14 protein-coding genes and 1 riboswitch are annotated in these 16,221 nt (G+C 72.2%); of the genes, 10 read left to right on the top strand and 4 right to left on the bottom strand.

Annotated features, from left to right (window positions below; translation table 11 throughout):
• Positions 1-172 precede the first annotated feature (172 nt).
• Positions 173-937, bottom strand: coding sequence for a hypothetical protein (locus tag AB0C78_RS37195; RefSeq protein ID WP_360757489.1), 765 nt, complete (start codon positions 935-937; stop codon positions 173-175).
• Positions 938-1,060: 123 nt separating this feature from the next.
• Here AB0C78_RS37195 and AB0C78_RS37190 point away from each other — a divergent pair, with 123 nt between their 5' ends.
• On the top strand, positions 1,061-2,584 hold the full coding sequence (locus AB0C78_RS37190; protein ID WP_360757487.1) for an ATP-dependent DNA ligase: 1,524 nt from the start codon (positions 1,061-1,063) through the stop codon (positions 2,582-2,584).
• Positions 2,585-2,847: 263 nt separating this feature from the next.
• Here AB0C78_RS37190 and AB0C78_RS37185 read toward each other — a convergent pair whose 3' ends face one another.
• The gene (locus AB0C78_RS37185) at positions 2,848-3,936 is read right to left on the bottom strand and encodes a hypothetical protein (RefSeq protein WP_360757484.1); all 1,089 of its coding nucleotides are present in this window, start codon (positions 3,934-3,936) and stop codon (positions 2,848-2,850) included.
• A 90-nt stretch (positions 3,937-4,026) separates the two neighbouring features.
• Here AB0C78_RS37185 and AB0C78_RS37180 point away from each other — a divergent pair, with 90 nt between their 5' ends.
• Entirely contained in the window at positions 4,027-5,124 is a 1,098-nt protein-coding gene (locus AB0C78_RS37180; protein ID WP_360757481.1) for a PLP-dependent cysteine synthase family protein, read from the top strand.
• On the opposite strand, the gene AB0C78_RS37175 is transcribed toward AB0C78_RS37180, so the two are convergent.
• Together AB0C78_RS37175 and AB0C78_RS37170 are read right to left on the bottom strand one after the other, a co-directional pair.
• Complete coding sequence (locus tag AB0C78_RS37175; protein ID WP_360757478.1) at positions 5,125-6,423, bottom strand: site-2 protease family protein; 1,299 nt, start codon at positions 6,421-6,423, stop codon at positions 5,125-5,127. It lies immediately after the preceding gene.
• Positions 6,424-6,555: 132 nt separating this feature from the next.
• Entirely contained in the window at positions 6,556-7,320 is a 765-nt protein-coding gene (locus AB0C78_RS37170) for an FCD domain-containing protein (RefSeq protein ID WP_151544348.1), read from the bottom strand.
• Positions 7,321-7,479: 159 nt separating this feature from the next.
• Here AB0C78_RS37170 and AB0C78_RS37165 point away from each other — a divergent pair, with 159 nt between their 5' ends.
• The 8 genes from AB0C78_RS37165 to glyA all read left to right on the top strand — a co-directional run bounded on the left by AB0C78_RS37165 (position 7,480) and on the right by glyA (position 16,216).
• Positions 7,480-9,009 (top strand): amino acid permease, encoded by a 1,530-nt coding sequence (locus tag AB0C78_RS37165; RefSeq protein ID WP_360757475.1) that lies wholly within the window; start codon positions 7,480-7,482, stop codon positions 9,007-9,009.
• 22 nt (positions 9,010-9,031) lie between these two features.
• Positions 9,032-10,387 (top strand): glutamine synthetase family protein, encoded by a 1,356-nt coding sequence (locus AB0C78_RS37160; protein WP_360757473.1) that lies wholly within the window; start codon positions 9,032-9,034, stop codon positions 10,385-10,387.
• Between the two features lie 14 nt (positions 10,388-10,401).
• Entirely contained in the window at positions 10,402-11,766 is a 1,365-nt protein-coding gene (locus AB0C78_RS37155) for an aldehyde dehydrogenase family protein (protein ID WP_360757470.1), read from the top strand.
• Positions 11,767-11,802: 36 nt separating this feature from the next.
• On the top strand, positions 11,803-12,567 hold the full coding sequence (locus tag AB0C78_RS37150; RefSeq protein WP_360757467.1) for a 3-oxoacyl-ACP reductase: 765 nt from the start codon (positions 11,803-11,805) through the stop codon (positions 12,565-12,567).
• Between the two features lie 124 nt (positions 12,568-12,691).
• Positions 12,692-13,057 (top strand): hypothetical protein, encoded by a 366-nt coding sequence (locus AB0C78_RS37145; protein WP_360757465.1) that lies wholly within the window; start codon positions 12,692-12,694, stop codon positions 13,055-13,057.
• A gap of 68 nt (positions 13,058-13,125) precedes the next feature.
• Positions 13,126-13,221, top strand: a riboswitch (glycine riboswitch).
• Positions 13,222-13,398: 177 nt separating this feature from the next.
• A complete protein-coding gene (gcvT, locus tag AB0C78_RS37140; RefSeq protein WP_360757462.1) occupies positions 13,399-14,493 on the top strand; it encodes a glycine cleavage system aminomethyltransferase GcvT in 1,095 nt (364 codons plus the stop codon).
• 60 nt (positions 14,494-14,553) lie between these two features.
• Entirely contained in the window at positions 14,554-14,958 is a 405-nt protein-coding gene (gene gcvH / locus AB0C78_RS37135) for a glycine cleavage system protein GcvH (RefSeq protein ID WP_360757460.1), read from the top strand.
• Between the two features lies 1 nt (position 14,959).
• Complete coding sequence (gene glyA / locus AB0C78_RS37130) at positions 14,960-16,216, top strand: serine hydroxymethyltransferase (RefSeq protein ID WP_360757458.1); 1,257 nt, start codon at positions 14,960-14,962, stop codon at positions 16,214-16,216.
• The last annotated feature ends 5 nt before the right edge of the window (positions 16,217-16,221 follow it).

Below are 16,221 nucleotides of genomic sequence, written 5' to 3'. Positions count from 1 at the left end.
GGACACTCCAACCGCGGAAACGGTCACGTCGTCGACCTCCTCCTCCCCATGCACCGCAAAGCACGCCGGCCGCCGGACACGGGTGGGGGCACGACCGCCGCACTTCCTCCCCTTTACCGGAAACACCTTAGAAGCTTCTGACAGAAAATAAGCCATGATCGGCCGATTCAGGTCAGAAATGCGCCAAGGTGGCCAGGACTTCGCGCGCGACGCCCTCGGCCGTGCCGAGGCACGCCCCCTCCCGGGCGTCCGCGGCGCCCTTCGCCGCCTGCTCGCTGTAGCTGACCGTCACGAGCACGTTCCGGAACCGCGCCGTCACCTCGCCGACCACCGTCGGCTGCCCGTCGTCGGCCTTGAACCACCGGAACGCCTCGTCGCCGATCCCCCGCTGCCGCCGCAGGCTGATCGTCCGGACCAGCGGCGCGTCGTGCGCCTGCGTCCACGACGCCCGGTAGTCGCCCTCCGCGTCCTGCACCGGCGTCGGCGTCTTCGCGGGCGCGTGCAGGTTCACCTCCACCCGCAGCCACCGGAACCTCGGCCCCTGCGCCGTGTACGTGCACGTCGTGAACGTCGAGTTCGCGCTCTCGTCCCGCCGGGCCTTCGGGATCGTCCTGCCGACGGTGCGGCCCGACACCATCGCGCACGGCTTCGGCAGCGACGCCACCGTCTGCTCCTGCATCGGCGTCTCGGACGGGCTCGGCGTCCCGGACGGGCTCGGCGGCTCCGTCGTCCGGCCCGGCGCCGTGCCGCCGGACGGCGACGTCCGCGGCGACGCCGCGTCCTTCCCGTGCCCCGGCATCAGCACGAACACCACCGCCGCGGCCCCGCAGAACGCCACCACCGCGACCAGCAGCACCAGCAACCGCGGGCGGCGCTTCGGCGACGGCGGCTCCGGCGCCGAGTAGACCCGGTGGAACGGCTCGCGCTGCAGCCCCACGCCCCGCTCCTCACTCCCCCGCGCGTCATCGACCCCGCCACTGGTCAACGTAGTCAGCACCGCCCCGGCTGACCAGGGGTCCCGCCCGGGTCAATTGTCAGACGCCGTGGTCACAATGGGGAGGTGCTGATAGCGGAGATCGCGCGGACGTCCCGGGAGGTGGCCGGCACCTCCGGCCGCAAGGCCAAGATCACGGCGCTCGCGGAGTGCCTGCGCGCCGCCGAGCCCGGCGAGGCCGCGACCGTCGTCGCCTACCTGTCCGGAGAGCTGCCGCAGCGGCAGATCGGCGTCGGCTACGCCGCGCTGCGCGACGTCCCGCCGCCCGCCGCCGAGCCGTCCCTCACCGTCCCCGAGGTCGACGCCGCGTTCACCGAGATCGGCGCGGTGTCCGGCGCCGGGTCCGTCGCCCGCCGCCGCGACCTCGTCGCCGCCCTCCTCGGCCGCGCCACCCGCGACGAGCAGGGCTTCCTCATCCGGCTGCTGGCCGGCGAGCTGCGCCAGGGCGCCCTCGACGGCGTCATGGCCGAGGCGATCGCCGCCGCGGCCGGAGTGCCGTCCGCCCAGGTCCGCCGCGCCGTCATGCTGCGCGGCTCCCTCGGCCCCGTCGCCACCGCCGCCCTCGCCGACGGCGCCGACGGGCTGCAGGCGTTCACCCTGGAGGTCGGACGCCCCGTCAAGCCGATGCTCGCCGCGTCCGCCCCGTCGGTGGAGGAGGCGTTCGCCAAGCTGAAGGCCGAAGCCGCCGTCGAGTGGAAGCTCGACGGCATCCGCGCCCAGATCCACGTCCGCGACGGCGACGTCCGCGTGTTCACCCGGACCCTCGACGACATCACCGCCCGGCTCCCCGAGGTCGTCGCCGCCGTCCGCGAACTGCCCGTCCGCGACGCCGTGTTCGACGGCGAGGTCATCGCGCTGCGCCCCGACGGCTCCCCCTACCCGTTCCAGGTCACCGCCGCCCGCACCGCGACCCGCACCGCCAAGGACACCGAACCCGTCCCCCTCACCGTGTTCCTCTTCGACGTCGTCCACCTCGACGGCGACGACCTCCTCGACGCGCCCGGCGCCGACCGCAGCGCGGCGCTCGTCCGGGCCGTCCCCGAGCCCCTGCGGATCCCGCGGATCGTCACCGCCGACTCGTCCGCCGCCAAGGACTTCTTCGACGACGCCGTCGCCCGCGGCCACGAAGGCGTCCTCGTCAAGTCCCTCGACACCCCCTACACCGCCGGCCGCCGCGGCGCCGGCTGGATCAAGGTGAAGCCCCGCCACACCCTCGACCTCGTCGTCCTCGCCGTCGAATGGGGCCACGGCCGCCGCCAGGGCCTGCTGTCCAACCTGCACCTCGGCGCCCGCGACCCCGAGACCGGCGGCTTCGTCATGCTCGGCAAGACGTTCAAGGGCCTCACCGACGAGCTCCTCGCCTGGCAGACCGAGAAGCTCCGCGAGCTCGCCGTCCGCGAGGACGACTGGACCGTCCACGTCCGGCCTGAACTCGTCGTCGAGATCGCCTTCGACGGCGTCCAGCAGAGCCCCCGCTACCCCGGCGGCATCGCCCTCCGCTTCGCCCGCGTCCTCCGCTACCGCCCCGACAAGACCGCCGCCGAAGCCGACACCATCGAAACCGTCCGCGCCGTGGCACCTGTTTATTAGCAGCGCCCTCGGCGTCAGGCGCTGGAGCGCCTTCCTTCCACGGGCACTGCGTGCGATCGCTGCATCGCTCCGGCTCGGCCCTGGGGGCCTCGCTGCGCGATCAAGTTCTCGCAGGCTCGAACTTGGCTTCGCTCGCGATCGCGACGGCTCGGGTCGGCGCGTGGCCGGGCACAAACCCTGTCGCCGGTCACGGTCGGTGGCTCAGGTGCCGGGGCCGGAGACCGCTTCGCCGGGGCGGTGGCTGGGCCTGTTGCGTACGCGGGTCAGCGGCGGGTGGTGGGGAGTTTGCGGCGGGGCGGGGGCGGCGGCGGGGGGTCGTCGGCGCCCAGGCGGCGGGCCAGGCGGCGGGCGGCGGCGCTCGTGCGGCCGCGCGCGAAGGCGCTGCGCTGCAGGCGGTCGGCGACGCTGCGGCGGCCGCGGCCCGCGGCGCGGCGCTCGTCCCGGGCCGCGGCGCGGCGCTGGTCCCGGACGGCGGCCCGACGGCGGCCCCGGGCGGCGGTGCGGCGGCGGTCCCGGGCGGCTGCCTTGCGGGCGGCGCGGGCCAGCCTGCGGCGGCGGGCGCGCTCGGCGGCGTCGGCGCTGCGCTGCAGCAGCTCCGGCGGGATGAGGTCGTGCCGGCCCGCGATGAACTCCTGCACCCAGATCTTCGCCCGGATCAGCGGCCGCCGGAACCGCACCTCCCGGCGCACCGCCCGCTGGTACTTGCGCGAGTCCGGGCCGTACAGCCAGCGCGACCACGGCGACCCCGGACGCGCCACCCGGATCGCGCCCACCACCAGCAGGACGGGCAGGAACAGCCCGATCAGGCCCGTCCAGATCTTGCCCTTCAGCAGCGTGATCACCGCGAGGACGAGGTTGGCGACGGTCGAGGCGAAGTACGCCTGCGCGAGGGCGCTGCCCGCCGGGTCCGGGACGGCGTCGGCGAACCCGAACGGGCGGATGCCGAGCAGCAGCAGCCCGGTGACGGCGATCGCGACGAACACGGCGTCGACGGACGCGCGGCCCTTCTCCGTCCAGTAGACGTCGCTGAGGTGCAGCAGCAGCGCGAACTCGTCCAGCACGAGCGCGGAGCCCGCCCCGAACACGACGGCCGCGACGCAGTCCAGCGCGACGTAGGCGTCCGGGGTGGCGAGGCTCGCGATGCCGCCGACCAGCATCAGCACCACGCCGAACACGACGTGGTGGACGTGGGTGTCGCCGGCCCGCACGTTGCCGAACCAGCCGCTCACGTTCGCGCGGATCAGCCGGACGATCACCCGCGTCAGCACGAACGTGACGATGAACGCGGTGAAGAAGCCGAACAGCGGCAGCCGCCCGGTCTCCACGATGCGGTGCCGGAAAAGGTCGATCATGTGTCCCCCTGCTGGGCACCATAATGCCCGGTGACATGCGCCGATATCGTGGGACCCGGCCGATCGACGAGGATCGAGGGGAACATCACCGTGAGCCGTACCGCCGACCGCTGCGACCCGGGGTGCCGGGCCTGGATCGCCGAGGCGATCCGCAAGGTCGAGGCCGACGCCAACCGCAGCGCCGACACGCACCTGCACGTGTTCCCGCTGCCCCCGGAGTGGGGCATCGACCTGTACCTCAAGGACGAGTCGGTGCACCCGACGGGGTCGCTGAAGCACCGGCTGGCGCGGTCGCTGTTCCTGTACGGGCTGGCGAACGGCTGGATCCGCGAGGGAACGGTGATCATCGAGGCCTCCAGCGGGTCGACGGCGGTGTCGGAGGCGTACTTCGCGCGGCTGCTCGGGCTGCCGTTCGTGGCGGTGATGCCGGCGTCGACGAGCCCGGAGAAGATCGGCCTCATCGAGTTCTACGGAGGCCGCTGCCATCTCGTCGGCGACCCGTCGTCGATCTACGACGAGTCGCGGCGGCTCGCGGCCGAGTGCGGCGGGCACTTCATGGACCAGTTCACCTACGCCGAGCGGGCGACGGACTGGCGCGGCAACAACAACATCGCCGAGTCGATCTTCGAGCAGATGCGGCTGGAGCGGTTCCCGGAGCCGTCCTGGGTGGTGGTCGGCGCCGGGACGGGCGGGACGTCCGCGACGATCGGCCGGTACGCCCGGTACCGGCGGTTCCAGACGCGGCTCGCGGTGGTGGACCCGGAGGGCTCGGCGTTCTTCGGGTCGTTCGCCGACGGCGACCCGGAGCGGACCGCGGCGGGCTCGCGGATCGAGGGGATCGGCCGGCCGCGGGTCGAGCCGTCGTTCCTGCCGACGGTGATCGACCGGATGATCCAGGTGCCGGACGCGGCGTCCGTCGCGGCGATGCGCTGGACGAGCCGGGTCAGCGGCCGGGACGTCGGCGGCTCGACGGGCACGAACATGTGGGGCGCGGCGGAGCTGATCGCGCAGATGCGGGCGCGCGGCGAGCGCGGCAGCGTGGTGACGCTGATCTGCGACGGTGGCGAGCGGTACGCGGGCACGTACGGGTCGGACGTGTGGCTGGCCGCGCAGGGCCTGGACATCGGCCCCTACGAGGCGGCGCTGGACGCGTTCCTGAAGACCGGCGAGATGCCGGTCACCGTGTGATCAGCCCTTGAACCGGATCGGGTTGAACACGTCGGCGTAGATGAGCAGGCCGCCCATGACGATCAGGACGGCCGCCATCACATAGGTGACGGGCAGCGCCTTGGCGACGTCGACGTAGCCGGGGTCGGGCTTGCGGAAGACCCGGGCGAACGCCTTCTTCAGCGCCTCCAGCAGCGCGCCCGCCATGTGGCCGCCGTCCAGCGGCAGCAGCGGGACGAGGTTGAACAGCCCGACCGCCAGGTTCAGCGAGCCGAGCAGCATCACGAAGTACCAGACCTTCTGGGTGGTCGTGAGGGTCTTGGAGGCGGCGACGTCGCCGCCGATGCGGCTGACGCCGACGACGCCGACCGGGCCGTTCGGGTCGCGCTTCTCACCGCCGAACGCGGCGTTCCAGACGCCGACCATCTTCTGCGGCATCCGGACGAGCGCGCCCACGGTGTGCTCGGTCATCGACCCCATCGCCTCGGCGACGGCGCCGGGCCCCTGCCGCTGCATGGCCTGGGTGGGCGTGATGCCGAGGAACCCCACGTTGACGATCTTGGTGTCGTCGTTGAGGTCGTACATCTGGTTGCGGGCGATCGGGACGGTCAGCGTCATCTCCTGGCCGCCGCGCCGGATCACCACCGGGACGTTCTGCCCGCCGGAGTCGCGGATCAGCTTCCGGAGCTGCTCGTAGTCCTCGATCTTGTGGCCCTGGAACGACAGGATCCGGTCGCCGGGCCGCATCCCGGCCTGGTGGGCGGGGGTCGGGGTGGCGTTCGCGGGGCAGCTCGTCACGTTCGACTGGCTGGCCGGGACGACGCACTCGGAGACGTCCTGGATGACGGGCTGTGGGGTCTCCTTCCCGATGCCCATCAGCAGGATCGAGAAGAACACCACCGCGAGCACGAGGTTCATCGCGGGGCCGGCGAACATGATGATCAGCTTCTGCCACCACGGCTTGGCGTAGAAGACCCGGTCGCCGTCGTCCGGCCGCACCTCCTCGAGCGCCGCGCCGCGCGCGGACTCGATCAGGCCCTGCCAGGGGCCGGTGCTGATCCGCCGGACGGTGCCGGGGGCGTCGCCGCGGCGCGGCGGCAGCATCCCGATCATGCGGATGTAGCCGCCGAGGGGGATCCACTTCACGCCGTACTCGGTCTCGCCCTTGCGCTTGGACCACATCGTGGGCCCGAACCCGACCATGAACTGGGTCGTCCGCACGCGGAACAGCTTCGCGAAGCTGAAGTGGCCGAGCTCGTGCAGCGCGATGGACGCCAGCAGGCCGAAGAACAGGATCAGCACTCCCGCCAGCCAGCCCATGCGTCATGCCCCTCCGTCGTGCACCCCGCGCACCGAGGGGTGGCCTCCAGCAACCACCTCAGACTACGTCAACGCGCCGCATCGCGTTCAGCGCAACGGGCGACGGCGACGGTCACGGCGACGGGGGCCCGGCTACCCCAGGAAGCCGCGGAGGAGGGCGGCGGTGCCTTCCAGGTGCTCGGCGACGGCGCGGCGGGCGGCCTCGGGGTCGCCGGCGAGGATCGCCTCGACGATGGCGGCGTGCTGGACGGCGGCGTGCTCGATGTTGCGGCCGAGGACGGGGATGGCGTTGAGCAGGTCGGTGACGCGCATCCGGGCGTCGGCGCAGGCGGCCGACAGCAGCGCGGATCCGGTCATCTCGGCGATGGCGAGATGGAACAGGGTGTCGAGGCGGCGGTACTCGTCCGGGCCGGCGGCGTTCAGCTCGGCGAGGCGGCCGCGCAGCCCCGCCCGCTGCTCCGGCGACAGCCGGGTGGTGGCGAGGATCTGCGCCGCGCCGGTCTCGACGGCCATCCGGAAGGTGAGGGTGTCGTTGAGGCCGTCGCCCATCTGGGCGAGGGCCCGCCTGAGGTCGGACTGCCGGGGCTTCGGGCGCTCGTAGGTGACGAACGTCCCGCCGAAGCGGCCCCGGCGGGACTCGACGTAGCCCTCCTGCTGGACGGCCCGGATCGCCTCGCGGAGCGTGACGCGGCTGACGCCGAGGAGCGGCGCCAGCTCGCGTTCGGGCGGGAGCCGCTCGCCGCGGTCGACGACGCCGAGCTTGATCGCCTGCAGGAGCCGCTCGACGGTCTCCTCGAAGGCGTTGCCGGCCCGGACGGGGCGGAACACCGCCGCCGCGGCGAGGTCGGGAACGCCCCCGGCGTCGGGCGCGCGGGGGTCAGGCTCGGGTGCGGGCATGACCGTCCTTCGGTCCGCGGGGGGCTTCCGGCTCCACGTTACATGTGCGTTTCGTCGTCGTTCGGGGGGTTGACGCGGACCCCTCCGCAAACATTAATGGTCTGTCATTAGCCCATTGCGGCTGTGTCGAAACCCCCCGTGGCACGCGAGGAGGTGCTCGTGAGCATCGACGAGCACAAGGCATCCCCCGACCCCATGTCCGACGACGAGAAACGGCTGCACGAGCTGGGCTACGCCCAGGAACTCAGCCGGTCCATGTCCGGCTTCTCCAACTTCGCGGTCTCGTTCACCATCATCTCGGTGCTGTCGGGCTGCCTGACCTCCTACACCATCGGCCTCAAGGGCGGCGGCCCCGTCGTCATCACCTGGGGCTGGCTCGGCGTCGGCGCGATGACGCTGCTGGTCGCGCTGGCGATGGCCGAGGTGTGCTCCAGCTACCCGACCGCCGGCGGCCTGTACTACTGGGCCGCCAAGCTCGCCCCGTCGAACGGCCCGGCGTGGTCGTGGTTCACCGGCTGGTTCAACTTCATCGGCCAGGTCGCGGTGACCGCCGCGATCGTCTACGGCTCGGCGGCGTTCCTGAACCCGCTGCTGGACCTGCAGTTCTCCTACTCGGTGACGCTCGGCCACACGTTCCTGCTGTTCGCGGTCCTGCTGGTCGTGCACGCGCTGCTGAACCAGTTCGGCGTGAAGATCGTCTCGGTGCTGAGCAGCGTCAGCGTGTGGTGGCACGTGCTCGGCGTCGCGTTCGTGGTCGGGGTGCTGGCGATCAAGCCGTCGCACCACCAGTCCGCCGGGTTCGTGTTCACCAAGTTCGTCAACGAGACGGGCTGGCAGTACGGCGCGTACGCGGCGCTGATCGGCCTGCTGCTGTCGCAGTACACGCTGACCGGGTACGACGCGTCCGCGCACATGACCGAGGAGACGCACGACGCGGCGCGGTCGGGGCCGAAGGGCATCGTGAACTCGGTGCTGATCTCGGTCGTGGCGGGCTGGGTGCTGCTGCTCGGCGTCACCTTCGCGATCCAGGACTACGGCGAGGCCGTCAAGGACGGCCCGGCCGGGATCTTCATCGCGGCGACCGGCGACACGATGGGCAAGCTGCTGATCCTGGTGTCGTTCGGCGCGCAGTTCTTCTGCGGCATGTCGTCGGTGACGGCGAACTCCCGGATGATCTACGCGTTCTCGCGGGACGGGGCGCTGCCGTTCTCGTCCTTCTGGCACCGGATCAACAAGCGCAGCCGGACCCCCACCAACGCGATCTGGCTGGCCGCCGGCGGCGCGTTCGTCCTCGCGCTGCCCGCGATCTGGAACCTGACCGCGTACCTGGCGGTGACGTCGGTCGCGGTGATCGGGCTCTACATCGCCTACGTGATCCCGACGTTCCTGCGGCTGCGGCAGGGCAAGGAGTTCAAGGCCGGCCCGTGGAGCCTCGGCCGGTGGAGCAGGCCGATCGGGATCCTCGCGGTGGCCTGGGTCATCGTGATCTCGATCCTGTTCGTCCTGCCGCCCGCGAACCCGATCACCAAGGACAGCTTCAACTACTCCCCCATCGCGATCCTCGTCGTCCTCGGCGGCGCGGGGCTGTGGTGGGTCCTGTCGGCCCGCAAGTGGTTCACCGGCCCGAAGGTGCAGGGCAGCGCCGAGGAGCTGGCGGCCATCGAGCAGGAACTCCAGTCGCTGGGCTAACGCCCGTTAGGAGACCGGGAACGTGACCACATCGCTCACCCTCGACGAACTGCGCGAGGAGGCGGCGGAGGGCCGGATCGACACCGTGATCGTGGCGATCGCCGACATGCAGGGGCGCCTGCAGGGCAAGCGGCTGTCGTCCCGCTACTTCCTGGAGGAGGTGGCCGGGCACGGCTCGGAGGGCTGCAACTACCTGCTGGCCGTCGACGTCGACATGAACACGGTGGACGGCTACGCCATGTCGTCCTGGGAGCGGGGCTACGGCGACTTCGTCATGCGCCCCGACCTCGGGACGCTCCGCCGGATCCCGTGGCAGGAGGGCGCGGCGCTGGTCCACGCCGACATCGTGTGGGAGGACGGCTCCGACGTGGCGCCCTCGCCCCGGCAGATCCTGCGGCGCCAGCTCGCCAGGCTGGCCGAGCGGGGCTGGGGCGCCTACGTCGGGACCGAGCTGGAGTTCGTCGTCTACCAGGACTCCTACGAGGACGCCTGGCGGAAGGCGTACCGCGACCTGACCCCGGCCAACCAGTACAACGTGGACTACTCGCTGCTCGGCGGCGCCCGCGTCGAGCCGCTGCTGCGCCGGATCCGCAACGGCATGACCGGCGCGGGGATGTACGTCGAGTCGGCCAAGGGCGAGTGCAACCTCGGCCAGCACGAGATCGCGTTCCGGTTCGACGAGGCGCTGCGGACGTGCGACAACCACGTCCTGTACAAGACCGGCGCGAAGGAGATCGCCGCCCAGGAGGGCATGTCGATCACCTTCATGGCGAAGCCGAACGAGCGCGAGGGCAACTCGTGCCACGTGCACATCTCGCTGCGGGACGCCGACGGGACGCCGGTCCTCGCCGGGGACGGCCCGCACGGGCTGTCGAAGATCGGCGAGCACTTCATCGCGGGCCAGCAGGCGTGCCTGCGCGACTTCACGCTGCTGTACGCGCCGAACATCAACTCCTACAAGCGCTACCAGCCGGGCTCGTTCGCGCCCACCGCGATCAAGTGGGGCGTCGACAACCGGACGTGCGCGCTGCGGCTGGTCGGGCACGGGCCGTCACTGCGGATCGAGAACCGGGTGCCGGGCGGCGACGTCAACCCGTACCTGGCGGTGTCGGCGCTGGTCGCGGCGGGCCTGCGGGGCATCGAGCACGAGCTGCCGCTGGAGGAGCCGTACGCGGGCAACGCCTACGCGACCGACGCGGAGACCGTCGTGCGGACGCTCCGCGACGCGGCCGCCGACTGGGAGCGCAGCTCCCTGGCCGCCGACGCGTTCGGCAAGGAGGTCGTCGAGCACTACGCCAACTGCGCCCGCGTGGAACTCGACGCCTACGACCGCGCCGTCACGGACTGGGAGATGTTCCGCGGCTTCGAACGCCTGTGACCGAAGAGGGGGAAATGAGCGAGTTCGAGGTTCTGAATCCGGCGACCGAGGAGGTCGTGGAGGTCGTCGCGCTGGCGTCGGCGGACGAGACCGACGCGGCGGTGGAACGAGCCAAACGGGCGTTCCCGGCGTGGCGGGACGTGCCGCCGGGCGACCGGGCGCGGCTGCTGCGGGCGTTCGCCGAGAAGATCGGCGAGCATCGGGACGAGCTGGCCGCGCTGGAGGTCCGCAACGCCGGGCACCCGATCGGGCAGGCGCGCTGGGAGGCCGGCAACCTGCGGGACGTCCTGCACTACTACGCCGCCGCGCCGGAGCGGCTCACCGGGCGGCAGATCCCGGTGCCGGGCGGGGTGAACGTGACGTTCGCCGAGCCGCTCGGGGTCGTCGGCGTGATCGTGCCGTGGAACTTCCCGATGCCGATCATGGGCTGGGGCATGGCGCCGGCGCTCGCCGCGGGCAACACGGTGATCGTCAAGCCCGCCGAGCTGACCCCGCTCACCGCACGCCGCGTCGGCGAGCTGGCGCTGGAGGCGGGGCTGCCGGAGGGCGTGCTGCAGGTCCTGCCGGGCGCCGGGCCGGTGGCGGGCCGGCGGCTCGTCGACCACCCGGACGTCCGCAAGATCGTCTTCACCGGCTCCACCCGGGTCGGCAAGGAGATCATGCAGGCGTGCGCGCCCGGCGTGAAGCGGCTGACGCTGGAGCTCGGCGGCAAGTCCGCGAACATCGTCTTCGCGGACGCCGACCTGGAGAAGGCCGCCGCGACCGCCCCGTACGCGGTGTTCGAGAACGCCGGCCAGGACTGCTGCGCGCGCTCCCGGATCCTGGTGGAACGCCCCGTCTACGACCGGTTCCTCGAACTGCTCGAACCGGCCGTGCACGGCGTCGCCGTCGGCGACCCCCGCGAGGAGAAGACCGAGGTCGGGCCGCTGATCAGCGCCGCGCACCGGGACCGGGTCGCCTCCTACGTGCCCGACGGCGCGCCCGTCGTGATCCGCGGCTCCGCGCCCGAGGGCCCCGGGTTTTGGTTCCCGCCGACCGTCCTCGCCACCCCGGACCACGCGGCGCTCCCGGCCTGGCACGACGAGGTGTTCGGGCCGGTCGTCACCGTCGTCCCGTTCGAGGACGAGGCCGACGCGTACCGGATCGCCAACGACACCCCCTACGGGCTGTCCGGCTCCATCTGGACCCGCGACGTCGGCCGCGCCCTGCGCGCCTCCCGCGCCGTCGAGGCCGGGAACCTGTCGGTGAACTCCCACTCGTCCGTGCGGTACTGGACGCCGTTCGGCGGGTTCAAGCAGTCCGGCCTCGGCCGCGAGCTGGGCCCCGACGCGCTCGGCGCGTTCACCGAGACCAAGAACGTCTTCATCGCCGGCGAGTAGCCGGCGAGTCCCCCGCCAGTGACAGGAGAGAGCAGCATGCAGCGTCTGGAAGGCCGGGTGGCCGTCGTGACCGGCGGCGCCAGCGGCATCGGCCTGGCCACCGCGCGCCGTTTCGCCGCCGAGGGCGCGACGGCCGTCATCGCCGACGTCGACGAGACCGCCGGCAAGAGCGCCGCCGAGGAGCTCGGCGGCCTGTTCGTCAAGGTGGACGTGACCAGCGAGGACGAGGTCGAGGCCCTCTACCGGACGGTGAAGGGCGCCTACGGCCGGATCGACGTCGCGTTCAACAACGCCGGGATCTCCCCGCCCGACGACGACTCGATCCTGGAGACCGGCCTGGACGCCTGGAAACGCGTGCAGGACGTCAACCTGACCAGCGTCTACCTGTGCTGCAAGCACGTCCTCCCGTACATGCTGGAGCAGGGCAAGGGGTCGATCATCAACACCGCGTCGTTCGTCGCGGTGATGGGCGCGGCGACCTCGCAGATCTCCTACACCGCGTCCAAGGGCGGCGTGCTGGCGATGTCGCGGGAGCTGGGCGTGCAGTTCGCGCGGCAGGGCGTCCGCGTGAACGCGCTGTGCCCCGGCCCGGTCAACACCCCGCTCCTGCAGGAGCTGTTCGCCAAGGACCCCGAGCGGGCGGCGCGGCGGCTCGTCCACGTCCCGGTGGGGCGCTTCGCGGAGGCGTCGGAGATCGCGGCGGCGGTCGCGTTCCTGGCGTCGGACGACGCGTCGTTCATCACGGCGTCGGAGTTCCTGGTGGACGGGGGCATCTCCGGGGCCTATGTGACGCCCCTCTAGGGTGCCCGCTATGAGGCGCGGTGCTAACCGGGCCGCGTTTTCTTGGCACGCCCGTCGGTAGGCGCACGCGCGGGATTCTGCGCATCATGGCGCTTTCCACCCCGGTCTCTGGAGAAGTGATCCTGTGAAGCGCAGTCTCGTGGCGGTCCTGGCGTTGTCGCTCGCGCTCGGCGGATGCGGCGGCTCGGACGGCAAGAAGAGCACCGCCTCGTCGTCCACCGCCGCGGCGCCGGCCCCCGCGTCGTCGTCGCCGGCGCCGTCCGGGGGCGCCGGCGCCGCGAAGGGCAGCGCCGTGCCCACCGCGCCCGGCGGGAACGGGACGGCCCAGGCCGCCCAGAAGTTCAACGACTGCGTGCGCAAGCACGGGATCACGATGCCCAGCCCGCACCCGAGCTCGACGCCGTCGAAGGCCGAGCTGGCCAAGATCAAGGCGGCGCTCCAGGCGTGCGTGAAGGCGATGTCCGGCACCCCCGCCGCGACGCCGAAGTAGCCGGCCGGCCCGGAACGGCGGCCGCTGGTCGCACGGCGTCGCCGCTGCTAGCCTTTGCGGACAGCCGTTGATCCCGTGCGGGAGAGTTCCACGCAGCCGGCGTGGGACGCCGAAGGAGCAAATCCTCCCCGGAACCTCTCAGGCCCACGGACCGCACGGGCCAGGCGACCTCTGGAAAGCGGGGACCCCGTCCCCCGCCGAAGGTGAAAGCCCGCGCCGCGTCCCGTCCGGGGCGGCGGGTGAAGCTCTCAGGCGCCGATGACAGAGGGGGAGGCACCGATACGCCCGGTGCGCGAGTGGGACGATGGACCACGCGCGCCCGTGACGAAGGAGCCGAACCGATGTCCGCCGATCCGACCGCGAAGAAGACGCCGCTGCACGACGTCCACCAGGACCTCGGCGCGAACCTCGTCGATTTCGCGGGCTACCTGATGCCGCTGCGCTACGCGAGCGAGACCGCCGAGCACCAGGCCGTCCGCACCGGCGCGGGGCTGTTCGACCTGTCCCACATGGGAGAGATCTTCCTGTCCGGCCCCGGTGCCGCCGCGGCGCTCGACCACGCGCTGGTCGGGAACCTGTCGCCGATGGCGGTGGGCAAGGCCCGGTACACGATGATCTGCGACCCGGACGGCGGCGTCCTCGACGACCTGATCGTCTACCGGCTCGCGGACGAGACGTGGATGGTGGTCGCGAACGCGGCGAACGTCGCGGTGGTCCGGGAGGCGCTCACCGAGCGGGCGGCGGGCTTCGAGGCCGCCGTCGACGACCGCTCCGACGCCTACGCGCTGATCGCCCTGCAGGGCCCGCGCTCGCAGGAGATCCTCGAAGGGTTCACCGGCGCGCCGCTCGCCGACCTGCGCTACTACGCGATCCTCGCCGACCGCGTCGCCGGCGTGGACGCGCTGATCGCCCGCACCGGCTACACCGGCGAGGACGGCTTCGAGCTGTTCGTGGACGCCGCCGACGCCGTCGCGCTGTGGAAGGCCCTCGCGGCCGTCGACGGGGTCGTGCCCGCCGGGCTGTCGGCGCGCGACACGCTCCGCCTGGAGGCGGGGATGCCGCTGTACGGCAACGAGCTGACCCGGGAGACCACCCCGTTCGAGGCCGGCCTCGGCCGTGTCGTCAAACTGGACAAGGCGGTCGACTTCGTCGGGAAGGCGGCGCTGGCGGCGCAGGCGCAGACCCCCGCGGGCCGTAGGCTCGTGGGACTGGTGGCGCGCGGGCGTCGCGCGCCCCGGAAGGGGTACCAGGTCGTCGCGCCGGACGGCACGCCGTGCGGCGTGGTGACCAGCGGCGCCCCGTCGCCCACACTGGGCACGCCGATCGCCATGGCCTACCTCGACAGCGGCGTCGAGGAGGCCGGCCTCGCCGTGGACGTGCGCGGCAGGCAGGAGCCGGTCGACGTGGTGGCCCTGCCGTTCTACAAGCGTTCCTGAAACACAGTCGTCCGGGGGTGTGGGGGCCCGCCCCCACAAGGGATAGAGAGAGAAAAGAACGTGAGCGTTCCGGAGCAGCTCCGCTACAGCGAAGAGCACGAGTGGGTGGCCGGCCTCGGCCCTGCCGGTTCAGAAGCAGAGGACGGCATCGTCACCGTCGGCATCACCGCGCACGCCGCCGACGCGCTCGGCGAGATCGTCTACCTCGAGCTGCAGCCCTCGGAGGGCGACACCGTCGAGGCCGGCGAGGTGTGCGGGGAGATCGAGTCGACCAAGTCGGTCAGCGACCTGTACTCGCCGGTCAGCGGCGAGATCACCGCGATCAACTCCGCGGTGGTGGACGAGCCCAAGGTGATCAACGACGACCCGTACGGGGAGGGCTGGATCTTCAAGGTGCGGATCTCCGACGAGCCGGGCGACCTGCTGGACGCCGAGGCCTACGACAAGCTGACCGAGGAGAGCTGACGTGGGGCTGTACGACTCCCTCGCCGCGGCCGACCCGGAGGTCGCCGCGGCGGTGGACGCCGAGCTGCGCCGCCAGCAGTCCACCCTCGAGATGATCGCGTCGGAGAACTTCGCGCCGGTGTCGGTGCTGGAGGCGCAGGGCTCCGTCCTGACCAACAAGTACGCCGAGGGGTATCCGGGCCGGCGGTACTACGGCGGCTGCGAGTTCGTCGACGTCACCGAGCAGCTCGCGATCGACCGGGCCAAGGCGCTGTTCGGCGCGGAGCACGCGAACGTGCAGCCGCACAGCGGCGCGCAGGCCAACACCGCGGTCTACTTCGCGCTGCTGCAGCACGGCGACACGATCCTCGGCCTCGACCTCGCGCACGGCGGGCACCTCACCCACGGCATGCGGCTGAACTACTCCGGCAAGGTGCTGAACGTGGTGCCCTACCACGTCCGCGCCGAGGACGGCCTGGTCGACATGGACGAGGTCGCCTCCCTCGCCGCCGAGCACCGGCCGAAGATGATCGTGGCGGGCTGGTCGGCGTACCCGCGGCAGCTGGACTTCGCCGCGTTCCGGGAGATCGCCGACTCGGTCGGCGCGCTGCTCATGGTGGACATGGCGCACTTCGCGGGGCTCGTCGCGGCGGGGCTGCACCCGTCGCCCGTCCCGTACGCCGACATCGTCACCACCACGACGCACAAGACGCTCGGCGGCCCGCGCGGCGGCCTGATCCTCGCCCGCGAGGAGTACGGCAAGAAGATCAACTCTGCGGTGTTCCCGGGCATGCAGGGCGGCCCGCTGGAGCACGTGATCGCCGCGAAGGCGGTCGCGCTGAAGATCGCCGCGTCGGACGAGTTCAAGGCCCGGCAGGCCGTCACCGTCGAGGGCGCGAAGATCCTCGCCGAGCGGCTGCTCGCCGAGGACTCGGCGAAGGCCGGCGTGAAGGTGCTCACCGGCGGCACGGACGTGCACCTCGTCCTGGTCGACCTGGTGGACTCCGAGCTCACCGGCCGCGACGCCGAGGACCGGCTGCACGAGATCGGCATCACCGTCAACCGGAACGCGGTCCCGAACGACCCGCGCCCGCCGATGGTGACGTCCGGCCTGCGGATCGGCACCCCGGCCCTCGCGACCCGCGGCTTCACCGCCGCGGACTTCGCCGAGGTCGCCGACGTCATCGCGCTGGCGCTGCAGCCGTCCTTCGACGCCGGCGCGCTGTCGGCGCGGGTGAAGGCCCTCGCCGACAAGCACCCGCTGTACCCCGACCTGTAACTTCT

Source organism: Actinomadura sp. NPDC048394 (assembly GCF_040651755.1).
In the GTDB taxonomy this organism is placed as follows: domain Bacteria; phylum Actinomycetota; class Actinomycetes; order Streptosporangiales; family Streptosporangiaceae; genus Spirillospora; species Spirillospora montaniterrae.
The sequence above is the reverse complement of the archived record's forward strand: the minus strand, read 5'-3'. Positions and strand labels throughout refer to the sequence as shown.

Excerpts from the sequence above, each read along its gene's own strand:
- AB0C78_RS37185 (WP_360757484.1), bottom strand. The coding sequence starts at position 3,936 with ATGATCGACCTTTTCCGGCACCGCATCGTGGAGACCGGGCGGCTGCCG.
- AB0C78_RS37175 (WP_360757478.1), bottom strand. The coding sequence starts at position 6,423 with ATGGGCTGGCTGGCGGGAGTGCTGATCCTGTTCTTCGGCCTGCTGGCG.
- AB0C78_RS37170 (WP_151544348.1), bottom strand. The coding sequence starts at position 7,320 with ATGCCCGCACCCGAGCCTGACCCCCGCGCGCCCGACGCCGGGGGCGTT.
- AB0C78_RS37155 (WP_360757470.1), top strand. The coding sequence starts at position 10,402 with ATGAGCGAGTTCGAGGTTCTGAATCCGGCGACCGAGGAGGTCGTGGAG.
- AB0C78_RS37150 (WP_360757467.1), top strand. The coding sequence starts at position 11,803 with ATGCAGCGTCTGGAAGGCCGGGTGGCCGTCGTGACCGGCGGCGCCAGC.
- gcvT (WP_360757462.1), top strand. The coding sequence starts at position 13,399 with ATGTCCGCCGATCCGACCGCGAAGAAGACGCCGCTGCACGACGTCCAC.